Origin of the sequence: Flavobacterium amnicola, assembly GCF_004122165.1 — a bacterium.
Lineage (GTDB): Bacteria > Bacteroidota > Bacteroidia > Flavobacteriales > Flavobacteriaceae > Flavobacterium > Flavobacterium amnicola.
Map to the genome: position 1 here is coordinate 606490 of NZ_SBKO01000001.1, position 12624 is coordinate 619113.

Sequence of the window (12624 nt, forward strand, 5' to 3'; positions counted from 1 at the left end):
ACCCAAAAAATTAATTGATAATTATCTTTTTAGTGGCGCTTCCACTATCTGTGATTACTTTTACAATGTAAGTGTTACTAGGTAAATTTCCCACTGGTACTTTTATGGTACTACTGAAAACATTTTCAACTTCCGATTGTTGCACAGTTTGCCCAAGTAAATTGAAAATTTGAACTTCTTTTAACTTTGCCTCAGTATCATTAAAAATACTGATAGAACGATCAACTTTTGAATACGAGATTGGCATTTCTTGATTGCGTAAGTTTGTATTCACTTCATTGCTTGCTGCTGCTGCAAAACGAATAGAAAATCTATTGGCATATTCCCCAGGGTTAACGGATAAAACAAACTCATTATCTCTCAAATTATGACTTTCTCTTGTAAGGGCGTCATACAGATAGATTTCTTTAGAGTCGTCTATATTTTCAAGATTTAGAATTCTAATTTTAAATTCCCCTTGAGTACTTGTTTTAATGGTTAAAGGAATTCTTTGTGACTCATCAAAATTATCTAGCCCCTGAATAATTAATTTATTCCCTGATAAATTCCAATACATGTCTTCGCTTTTAACATCAATCATTGGAGCATCAAATCCTAAATCAAATTTTTTGGTGGCATTCTCGTCTACCCCTACCAATAACTGTCGATTAATTCCTGTTGGAGAAATAAATTGAAGTCTGATTTTTTCGCGAGACTCTTTTTCTGCCGTTACACTTGGATTAGCCGTTCTGAAGAAAAGAGAATTACCACTTCCCTCTGTACAAAAAGCACGTTGGCTATTTTTAAAATTAATGATTCCTCCCGTGATGGGTGATAGATTAGGATTCGTACTTGTTAAAACGTTGTCTTGTATTGATTTAATAAAAAATCCTTGTGCCACTGGAATGTATCTTTTAGGCACTTTTGTTCCCGATGCACCGCTATTTAAGGTCATTGGATCGTTGGAAACTGCTACAACACCACCCATTAAAGAATAGGCTGCATATCCGCCTTCGTATTCGGCCAAAAGATGGCTGTTGCCTCCAAAATGATCAAAAAAGTACAATACTCCATTAAATTTATTGGTGGCTGCATTACCTCCATCTTTAATATTATCTCTAATAAATTTATCGGCATCTAAAGGAGATGGATATGGATTTCCTACCAAATACGTTTGATTTGCTCCTAAGGTAAGATTGATGTCTCCATTGTTCGGTTTACCCACAAAAACATAGTTTTGCATGGCCGAATTTGCCACTGTACCATCACAGCCTTTCATAATATATCCTTCTCCAACGGATAGGTTTTGTGTATTGGTAATTGGAATCCAACTAAAATAGTTAGGCGCCGATGATGCGTATTTATATAACCATCTATTGCTTATTTTTATTGGATTTGTTACAACGCCATCAGCAAAATAAATTCCGTCCCCAAAGTTAATGTTGTTCATCGCAAAAGGATTTGTAGTAACATCAGTCCCATCTTTTAAATTCCCCGCCAAAGTATAGTTAACATTATCATTACTCACCGGTGATGACCAATAATTATAATGGAAGCTACTTTTTTTACCTTGTTGATCTCTGTATAATTTTCCTGTTCCGACGGTTGGATTTGCAGTCGTTCCTAACTGAACTAATTGTGCTTCATCCGTTAATCGTAAATCTCCACTTTGTAGCGTTAAATGATTCGCTACAGTCAATTGAAAATTATTCGGAAGTATGACTCCTTTTGCTCCTCCAGAAGTATTCAAAATTAAATTGTAAAAAGTTTCATTTAACTTAATCCCTGAATTTATCAACTGCAACTGATTTAACGTGGATCCTCTTAATTCAACCGTAGCATTACCAGGGTTAAAAGTTCCATTATTTTTCCAATCTTTTCCAATATTTAATACCGATCCATTTGACATAGTTAAAGAAGATGCTGTACCAATTGTGATGTCTCTTGCATTGGCAATTCCGCCATAGCCAACCGCTTTTGCTGTAGAAGCATCAATGACAGGCATATTAGGTCTGCCATTTGGAATTATAACATCTGTTGTAATAGTAGGTGGGTTTGGACCTCCCCCAGCCCAATTCTTACAATCAAACCAATCGGTCCCAACTAAACCTGTCCAGTTTCCAGGAGTTCCATTTAATACAGATACTATTCCATTATTCGTTATGTCGGCAGGAGTAGCACTACATTTTGAATCAGAAACAGCTGTTACGGTATAAGTAGTATTGGCTACTAAATTAGGAGTAGTAAAAACGTATGGACTTGTATTTATTCCTGAAACCGAAGTACTAGTGCTTCCGTTGGAATAAGTAACTTTCCAAGGGGCAGTTCCTGTTAAAGCTATACTAAAAGTTGCTGGAGTACTATTGCAAACGGTTTGAGATGGTCCCAAGCTAGCAGTAGGTCTTTGATTTACATTAACCCAAACATAAGCAACACCGCTAGGACAACCATTCAAATAGGTTACTATAGAATATTGTGTACTTACAGATGGCGAAACCACATTGGTAGCCATCGCATTACCATTTCCATCGTACCACTGAGTAGTTAGTCCAACAGGAACATCTGGTATGCGGATATTATCTATTGCCCATGAACTGAAATCCGTTCCATGAAAGTTAAATCGAATTCTTAAATTAGACAATCCAACATAACTGTCTAAAGAAATGGTTTCTAAAGGAAAATTATTATAAGGTTGTCTTGTAGAAGCTCCATTATAAGTTAATAACGTGATCGGGAAAGTAGCACCGCCATCTAATGATAATTGCACTTTTGCCGATGCTGTAGCTTCTAGTTTAAAAGCATGATTTAATAACAAACTTGCCGTGTTTAATCCCAATGTATTAAATACAGGGGTGTCAAGATTTGAGTCAATAGCGCCATGTGCAATCGCAAATTTATTAGATGATGTGTAGGTAATTCCCGAATAAGTTCCAGAATTAGAGGCGCTTAAACGCCATTTTGTTGGATTTGTATTCGACCCCCCTGCATTTAATTGGTTTAAATCACCGTCGGTCAACCAACCTGGCGGATTAGCACTATCAAAATCCCCGCCATCAGCAATACTACCACTAGTAGCCCAACCACTGGTTGCAGTTAAAGTTGAAGACTGTCCATTACATATGGTGCTTGGAGTTGCCGTAACTGGAGTAGGAATTACAGCAGGGATCACATTTAAAATCACAACTGTAGAATTGGCTGTCGCACAGGTCCCACTTTGAACAACTGCGCGATAGGCTCTTGTTTGGCTGATATTATAATTGAAACTTGATGACGCTGATGCTGGTTCTTGAACCCAAGTCAATCCGCCATTAATGGTATATTCCCAACGCAGTACTATCCCCCTGTGATTCAATAAGTAAATGGTCCCGGTTCCGTTATGGCAAATACTTGTCATGGCAACGACCGATGAATTTGAAGTCGAAGCATTACCCCCTAATGTAGAAGGAGCTACTGTAATTTGTACAACAATTGGTGTTCCGTTACAACCATTATTACTAGGTGTAATACTATAGGTTGCAGTACCTGGAACACTTCCGGTAGCCGTTAAGGTTTGTGCAATTACATTTCCAGTATTGTTGGAAGCGCCACTAACCCCTACTTGAACAACGGTCCAAGAAAAAGTAGTTCCTCCCATTGCACTTGATAAAGCAATATTTGTAGTACCGCCAGAACAAATGTTTTGTGACGCTGGTGTTGCAATCGCAACAGGAACCGGTTTTACATTTATGGTTACTTTTTCCGTTAAATCGAAAGTTCCTAAAAGGCAAGTCGCTCTGATGTGATATACCGTAGCGATTGCTGGAGCAACTGTAAAATTAATATCGGTCCCATTTCCTGGAATTACTGCAACAGGAAGTCCGGTAGCTTCGTTAATTAATTCATAACTAACACCTACCTCACTCGCGAACATGGTAATTGTGGCATTTTGACCTAAGCAAATGTCTTGGTCGTCTGATAATGTTTTTACTACACTACAATCTTGGCTATACATTGATAGTGAGGCAAAAAACAATAACGCTACTAATAAAAGTCGAATTTGTTTCATACTCAAAATATTTAAGTTAACATTTGGGAATTAGTTCTATTACTACAACCTGTTACGGTTAAATTCCTTGTTAATTCGTTTTGCAGTGGTGGCAAAACGACATAAATACTTTGGGTAAATTTGCTTTTGTTAACTAAAATTAGTCATATTCATCTTTCAAAAATATATTGCAGTCTATTTTTCGATGAGATGATTTTATAATCCGATAAACGGAATTTTGAATAATTAGTAGCCCATTAAAATTAAGGATAAAAAAAGCGCTACATCTCTGTAGCGCTTTTTATATAGATAAACTAATTTTACAAATCAAATTTAATTCCTTGAGCTAAAGGTAATTGGTCTGAATAATTAACCGTATTCGTTTGTCTTCTCATGTATACTTTCCAAGCATCTGAACCCGACTCACGACCTCCTCCTGTTTCTTTTTCACCACCAAAAGCGCCACCAATTTCAGCACCAGAAGTTCCGATGTTTACGTTAGCAATTCCACAATCAGAACCTGCGAATGATAAGAATTTTTCTGCTTCTTTCATGCTGTTTGTCATAATTGCAGAAGATAACCCTTGTGCTACTCCGTTTTGTAAATCGATAGCGTTTTCAACTTCACCTTCATATTTCATTAAATATAAAATTGGAGCAAATGTTTCATGTTGTACAATTTCGAAATGATTTTCTGCTTCAATAATAGCTGGTTTTACATAACATCCAGATTCGTATCCTTCACCAGAAAGTACTCCACCTTCTACTAATACTTTTCCGCCTTCCGCTTTCGCTTTTTCAATCGCCGCTAAATAGGTGTTCACTGCATCTGTATCGATAAGTGGACCGATATGATTTTTTTGATCTAATGGATTTCCGATAGTTAATTGTCCGTAAGCACCAACAATGGCATCTCTTACTTTATCATATACTGATTCATGGATAATTAATCGACGAGTAGACGTACATCTTTGTCCCGCTGTTCCAACTGCTCCGAAAACCGCTCCAGGAACAACCACTTTTAAATCGGCAGTAGGCGTAATGATAATGGCGTTGTTTCCACCTAATTCTAATAACGATTTTCCGAAACGCTCTGCTACTTTTGCACCAACGATTCTTCCCATTCTTGTAGAACCTGTTGCAGATACTAATGGAATTCTCGTGTCATTAGTAATCATTTCACCAACTGTGTAATCTCCGTTTACGATACATGAAATTCCTTCTGGTAAATTGTTTGCTTTTAATACTTCAGCAATGATATTTTGACAAGCGATGGTACAAATTGGTGCTTTTTCTGAACCTTTCCACACACAAACGTCACCACAAATCCATGCTAAGGCAGTGTTCCAAGACCAAACCGCTACAGGGAAGTTAAACGCAGAAATAATTCCAACCACACCAATAGAATGCCATTGCTCACGCATTACGTGACCAGGACGCTCCGATGGAATCGTTTGACCGTTTAACTGACGAGATAAACCTACAGCGAAATCACAGATGTCAATCATTTCTTGTACTTCACCGTAACCTTCTTGTAACGATTTCCCCATTTCATAAGAAACTAATTTCCCTAGAGGTTCTTTTAATTCTCTTAATTTATTTCCAAACTGACGTACAATCTCTCCACGTTGTGGTGCTGGCATGGCTCTGAAAAACTTGAATGCTTCCGTTGCGCTTTGCATTACTTTTTCGTAGTCTGCTGCAGTGGTAGTTTTTACTTTTCCGATTAATTGTCCATCTACTGGTGAATACGATTCTATAATTGGTCCAGAAGAAAAACTATTTGAACCTGTGGATGTACCGTCATTAATTTCTTTTATTCCTAAGGCATGCAATGCTTCTTGCATTCCGAATTGTTGTGCTATTGTTGACATTTTAACTATTTTATCGTTTTTTGTTATTTTTTGGCAAAGGTATAATTATTTCTTCAAAAACATATATTAATTGGTTAATCCTGAACGAACCTTGGATCAGTTTTCATAACCGTCCCACATTTATTACAGGTGCGCTTCGTTTCATCACTGTAAAAATCTTTAAAATGAGCTAAAAAGTCATTTTCGATGTCATTCAATCCAAAATAAACCTCATGCAATTTGTGATTGCAATGGTCGCAAAACCACAACAATCCATCCTTTCCTTCTGTTCTTTTACGCTCGATAACCAATCCGATAGAACCTTCGGTGCGGCTAGGGGAATGAGGGACTTTCGCGGGGTGCAAATACATGTCCCCTGCTGAGAGTTTCATGGCTCTCTTTTTACCTTCTTCTTGAATATAAATGGTGATATCACCTTCTAATTGATAAAACAATTCTTCGGTTTCATTGTAATGATAATCTTTACGAGCATTGGGACCCGCTACAATCATGACAATGTAATCGCCAGAATCGACATACAGGTTTTTATTCCCTACCGGTGGTTTAAGAAGGTGTCTATTTTCTGCTATCCATTTATTTAGGTTAAAAGGTTTTGCAATCGCCATACTATAAATTTTTATGTAAAGTTATAAAATTAAAAAATCCCGACGAATCGGGATTTAAGTATTATTTCATTTCTTTTATCAAATATACATACGATGGGAAGTGGTCTGAGAAACCAGGGCCTTCTGAAGAATTTCGCAAAGCATATCCTTTATACTGTCCGGTTTGCTGAATCATAAAAGGTTTGTTATACACTCCAGCTTTCCAATATTTCCATGTTTTATAATCATTAGCATCTTTTGGAAGTAATGGTTCAGTGAAAATAATTTGATCGAAGAAATCCCAAGCATCACGGTGCGCTAACGTTCCAATTCCTTTATTTAACATTTTTTCAGCGGGATTATATAACCCCATTGGCTGAACCTCTTTCTCTTCTCCTTTTGTACCTAATACCACTTTCAAACTTTTATTGAATGGACCATCATTTAGATCTCCCATGGTGAAAATTTTGGCTCTAGGATTGATAGTTTGTAAAGAATCAATAATTTTTTTATTTAAAGCTGCTGCTGCTTCACGAAGCGGGCTACTTCTTTTTTCTCCTCCACGACGAGACGGCCAGTGGTTTACAATAAAACTCATTTCTTCACCATCTAACATTCCTGTCATTAAGATTTGATCACGCGTATAAATTCTTTTTGTTTCAGCATCTACAGCATTATCGTCCACATCGGCTTCCACTTTATCTTTTTCCTTCTCTTTGGCTTTTTTATCTTGAGCATCTTCAGAAATAATTAATGGGTAGTTATGAAAACTCGTTGGGTTAAAATATTTCTTTTGGTATAAAAACCCAGTATCAATTCCTCTTCGGTCTGGCGAATCAAAATGAACAATGGCATATCCTAAATTAATTAACAAAGGGTGTTTGATTAAATCTTCCAATACTCTTCTGTTCTCAATTTCAGAAACTCCAAGAACAATCGGTGCATTTTTTTGCATATCACTGGTTCCTAATCCGGAGATAACACGCGCCAAATTGTCGATTTTTTTCTCATAATTCGCTTGGGTGTAAATAAAATCTTCATCATTAATTTTTGGATCATTTACAGTATCAAAGAAGTTTTCTAAGTTGTAAAAAGCTATTGTATGTAGGGAAAATTTTTTTGCTTGAGCAAAGCTGTTAACTGTTAATAACATGATAAACAGGCCAATAAATTTATTTATTTTCATATCTTTAATGTAAATTTTTCATTAATTGTTTTACAAATTTTACGCCAAAAGTAAATAATATTATTAAAAGATGTACATTTGTCGCCCTGCATTATAAAAATTTGCAGGAAAAAGTAAATTAATTTTAATTTTATTTATGAAAAAACTTGTTTTTAGTACATTATTAGTACTTCAGGCAATTTTAGCTTTCGCTCAGCAACCTACCGGCATTAGTGGTAAAGTTATTGATTCTAAGTCTAATTTGCCTTTGCAAAATGTAGTTGCAACTATTCAAAACACAAATTTAACACAGATGACTGGTGCAGATGGTAAATTTGTCTTAACTAATGTTAAAGTTGGTAGTCAACTATTATTAATTAAAAGCAATGGATACAAAGAACAATTGTTACCTATTGAAATTCTTGCCAATCAAGTATTAGACCTTGGAGTGGTAGTTTTGGAAGAAGACATCCAAACTAACGAACAACAATTAAGTCTAGTAACAATCACTGAAAACGATTTAGGAGATGATAATAGTGGATCTGAAAGTACTTCAGGTTTATTACAAGCTTCTAGAGATGCTTATCAACAAGCAGCTGCTTTCAATTGGGGTGGTGCTCGTTTTAGAATTCGTGGTTTAGACAACGAATATGGAACTACCATGATCAATGGTGTTGTAATGAATAAAATTTACGATGGTAGACCACAATGGGGTAACTGGGGTGGTTTAAATGATGCTACTCGTAATCAAGAATTTACTATGGGTTCTGCACCATCTGATTATACTTTTGGTGGAATTTTAGGAACTCAAGAAATTAATACTCGCGCTTCAATTTACCGTCCAGGTACACGTATTTCGTTTTCGGGAACAAATACCAATTACAACTGGAGAGCTATGGGTACTCATGCTTCTGGATTAGACAGCAAAGGATGGGCTTATGTGGTTTCTGCAGGAAGAAGATGGGCACAAGAGGCGTATTTTCAAGGAACCGATTACAGTGCAAATTCTATATTTGCTTCTGTTGAAAAACGTTTTGGTAAAAGACACGCCTTGAACTTCACTTCAATTTATGCTCAAAACAGTAGAGGGAAAACTTCTCCAAATACTGACGAAGTAAATAATTTAAAAGGTTATAAATATAACTCTTATTGGGGTTGGCAAAATGGGGAAAAGAGAAACTCAAGAGATAAAGATATCGAAGAGCCAATTATGATGTTAAGTCATTACTGGAAGATTACAGACAAAACCAATTTAACAACAAACGTTGCTTATCAAACAGGTTTAATTGGTAACTCCCGTTTGGATTACCAAGGTGCTAACAGCCCTGACCCAACGTACTACAAATACTTACCAAGTTATTTTAATAATTTAGGCCAAGATGTAAATGAAGCCGATTCAAAAGCTAAATTTTTAGCGAATGGTCAAATTGACTGGGACGCAATGTATGTTGCCAATCAAAATAGTAAATACCCAGGTAGAGCATTATATGCTTTATATTCTGATAGAACAGATGACAAACAAATTTCTGCGTCATCATATATTTTCTCAACACTTTCTGACCATATTACTTTAAATGCGGGTGGAACTTTTAGAAAATTAAAATCGCACAACTATCAAAAAATGTTAGACCTTTTAGGCGCAACATATTTTTCTGACGTAGATTTATTTTACCAGGGAGATGCAGCTCAAACAGATTTAAACAATCCTGATAGAAAAATATATGTAGGTGATGAATATGGATACAACTATAATTTAAATGCGAACGTATTTGATGCCTTTACACAATTTAAATTTACCTACAAAAAAGCTGATTTTTATTTGGCACAAACGTTCTCTAAAAGTGAATACCAAAGAGATGGTTTATACAGAAACGGAATTTATGCTTACAATTCTTTTGGAAAAAGTAAAAAAGTATCTTTCGAAAACTTTGGTTTTAAAGGTGGTGTAACTTACAAAATTACAGGTCAACACTTGTTAGACTTTAATGGGGCTTATATCACTAAAGCGCCTAATATGAGAAATACTTTTGCAAATGCACGTATTAACAACAACATCACTCCTGATTTAGGAAGTGAAAGAGTGGCAAGTGTAGATGCATCTTATATTATTAAAACGCCTAAATTCAAATCAAGATTAACCGCTTTTGCTTCTAAAGTTCAAAATGCTACAGAATTATCTTTCTTCTACGCAGAAGGTGTTGGAGAAGATACAGATGCTGATCAAGATGCCTTTATTAGTGAATTATTAACGGGACTTGACAAGAAAAACTTTGGTTTAGAATTAGGTTTAGAATACCAACTTACTTCTACGATCAAAGCTTCTGCAGCAGCTTCTTACGGACAATATCTTTATGCTAACAATCCTAGCTTAAAAATTAATGACGACGCACAAGCAAGCATAACAAACCCACAACCAGTTATCGATTTTGGTAAAGCCTATTTAAAAAATTACAGATTACCAGGTATGCCTCAAACTGCCGCATCTGTTGGATTAGAGTATCGTGATCCTCATTTCTGGTGGATCGGAGCTAATTATAACTATTTAGCCGATTCTTATTTAGATATTTCTAACATTACAAGAACGGATAACTTTGTTACTGGTAGTGATGGTTTAGGATTCACTGGAGCAACACCAGAAAGCGTTGCTAAAATCTTAAAACAAGAAAAATTTGATGAGATTTATTTATTAAACGCAACAGCAGGTAAATCATGGAGAGTAAACAGTACTACTTTCGGTATTTTTGCAACCGCTAATAATATCTTAGATAAAATTTATAAAACAGGTGGTTTTGAGCAATCTAGAAAAGCAAATTATCCAGATGCAGTTGCAGATAATGCTAACGGAACTCCTTCTTTCGGTTCTAAATATTTTTACGGGTACGGAAGAACTTATTTTGTAAATTTATTTGTTAACTTCTAAAATTTCTTAAAATGAAAAATATTTTTAAAATAGCAATAGTTGCTTTTTCAATTACCTTTATTGGTTGTGAAGAACCAGAAACAGAAGTTATCGCTTTTAAACCTGTGGTTTATAAAGAAGTATTCAATACAAGTGCGAATGATTTTCAAGAAGAAGATGCCTATTTAAATTACAATGGGTGGACTAGTTTTGTAGAAGCGGGTAGCATCGAATGGACTGAACAAGACGATGACGATAATGGTTATTTGCAATTTTCTACCTTTGGTTTACCAGGTGGAGCAAGTAATATTGCATGGGCTATCACTCCAAAAATTAATCTTGATAATTCTGCAAACGAAATATTAAACTTTAAATCAGGTAGAGGTTTTGCTAACAATGTTAACAATAAAATGGAAGTTTACATCTCAACTGATTTTGATGGAACGAATGTTTTAGCTGCAACTTGGACCATGTTAAATGGAAATATTGCAAGTGCAAATAATGCTACAGGAGTTGGAAATGGAGTAATGACTACAGATTCAGGAGATATTGATTTATCTTCTTATTCTGGAGATGTTTATTTAGGTTTTAAGGCGTATGGTTCTTCTTCTTTAACAGGAGCAATGCGTTTTGATGAAGTTAAAATTTATGATAAAACTTTAAAACAATAACATGAAAAAGATAAATATATTTTTGACCGCATTATTATCAACTGTTTTTGTTGGTTGTGTTAATGACACGTTTGATACACCAGATGTAACAAAGCAATGTGAAGATTTAACTGTTACAAAAACGGTACAAGATATTGCAGCTTTGGCTACAACTACGGTACAATCGTACAATACTGTATCTTCAAACACTCCAGATATCATTGAAGCGTATGTAACGTCAAGTGACGAAGGTGGAAACTTTTACAAAAACATTTCGTTTGTATCTGTAGATGGTACTAAAGGATTTACAATGCCTGTAAATGATTACAATTTATATTCTAAATATGAGCCAGGACGTAAAGTATTTATAAAAATGAAAGACCGTTATTTTTATAATAATACAACTGTAAGTTCATTAGAAATCGGCAATTTATACCAAAGAGGTGCTCCACTTCCTGACCAAGTAGGTCGAATCGAAATCAACGAATATCAAGATGTGATCAAACGTTCATGTGTAAAGGTAGACGAGACTGAGATTTTAAATACAATGACCATTCCTGCTGCATTAAATAATGCGAATTTGAATAAATTAATTGAATTCGAAAATGTACAATTTTCGGACGAAAATGTAGGTAAAACGTATTTTGATAAAGCTAACCAAATTGGTGGAGCTACAAACAATACGATTATTGACAATGCTGGAAATACACTTGTTGTAAGAGTTAGTGAATTCGCTACATTTGCTGCAGCAAAAATTCCAGGCTTTAACGGAAAAGTTCGTGGGGTTTTAACCAAATTTGGTTCTGGATTCCAATTAATGATTCGTACGTTAGAAGATGTTAAATTAACGAATACAAGAATTGATTATTCTCCACCAATCGTTGGAAATGCAAATGTTTTTTCGGCTACTTTAAACGAACCATTTACTAGCTATGCTCTTAATTTAGCTAATTTCCCAAAATACATCAATGATGCAGATTTCGGTTCAAGATATTGGCAAGTTAAAACATTCAGTTCTAACAAATATATTGAAATGTCTTCTTTTGCTGGATCAAGTAACCCAGGTGTTCCTGCAAAAACATTTTTTATGGTACCTGTTGATTTTACAGCGGCAAATACGATGACTTTCAAAGAAGAAATGAGATTTTACAGAGGGGAACCTAACTTAAAAGTTTATTATATTAAAAGTGCAGATTATACTGCAGGTAGCGCGGTTAATAGATCTAAATTAGTAGATATTACAGCTAGTTTTGCGATTACTTACCCTGCTGTTGGTGCTTCTGAAAATGTCTTTAATTCAGCTGGAACCTACAATATTCCTGCTTCATTAACAGGAACTGGTTATTTCTTATTTGAATATATTGGTACGTCTACATCAACGACTACTACTCAAATTGATGATATCGTTATCAACTAATCACCATACATAATTATAAAAGCTCCTTTTCT

At 35.3% G+C, this 12624-nt stretch carries 7 protein-coding genes; 3 read left to right on the forward strand and 4 right to left on the reverse strand.

Annotation, left to right across the window (positions count from 1 at the left end):
• Positions 1 to 10 precede the first annotated feature (10 nt).
• The 4 genes from EQG63_RS02800 to EQG63_RS02815 all read right to left on the reverse strand — a co-directional run bounded on the left by EQG63_RS02800 (position 11) and on the right by EQG63_RS02815 (position 7647).
• Positions 11 to 4024, reverse strand: a complete 4014-nt coding sequence (locus tag EQG63_RS02800) for a PKD-like domain-containing protein (protein ID WP_129434184.1) — start codon at positions 4022 to 4024, stop codon at positions 11 to 13.
• Between the two features lie 299 nt (positions 4025 to 4323).
• Positions 4324 to 5877: an L-piperidine-6-carboxylate dehydrogenase gene (gene amaB, locus EQG63_RS02805; RefSeq protein ID WP_129434186.1), complete on the reverse strand. Its 1554-nt coding sequence runs from the start codon at positions 5875 to 5877 to the stop codon at positions 4324 to 4326.
• Between the two features lie 74 nt (positions 5878 to 5951).
• The gene (locus EQG63_RS02810; RefSeq protein ID WP_129434188.1) at positions 5952 to 6482 is read right to left on the reverse strand and encodes a 3-hydroxyanthranilate 3,4-dioxygenase; all 531 of its coding nucleotides are present in this window, start codon (positions 6480 to 6482) and stop codon (positions 5952 to 5954) included.
• Positions 6483 to 6543: 61 nt separating this feature from the next.
• Complete coding sequence (locus EQG63_RS02815) at positions 6544 to 7647, reverse strand: endonuclease/exonuclease/phosphatase family protein (RefSeq protein WP_129434190.1); 1104 nt, start codon at positions 7645 to 7647, stop codon at positions 6544 to 6546.
• Between the two features lie 136 nt (positions 7648 to 7783).
• Here EQG63_RS02815 and EQG63_RS02820 point away from each other — a divergent pair, with 136 nt between their 5' ends.
• The 3 genes from EQG63_RS02820 to EQG63_RS02830 are packed head-to-tail and all read left to right on the forward strand — an operon-like array spanning position 7784 to position 12592.
• On the forward strand, positions 7784 to 10546 hold the full coding sequence (locus tag EQG63_RS02820) for a TonB-dependent receptor (RefSeq protein ID WP_129434192.1): 2763 nt from the start codon (positions 7784 to 7786) through the stop codon (positions 10544 to 10546).
• Between the two features lie 11 nt (positions 10547 to 10557).
• On the forward strand, positions 10558 to 11196 hold the full coding sequence (locus EQG63_RS02825; RefSeq protein WP_129434194.1) for a choice-of-anchor J domain-containing protein: 639 nt from the start codon (positions 10558 to 10560) through the stop codon (positions 11194 to 11196).
• A 1-nt stretch (position 11197) separates the two neighbouring features.
• Positions 11198 to 12592, forward strand: coding sequence for a DUF5689 domain-containing protein (locus tag EQG63_RS02830; RefSeq protein ID WP_129434196.1), 1395 nt, complete (start codon positions 11198 to 11200; stop codon positions 12590 to 12592).
• The last annotated feature ends 32 nt before the right edge of the window (positions 12593 to 12624 follow it).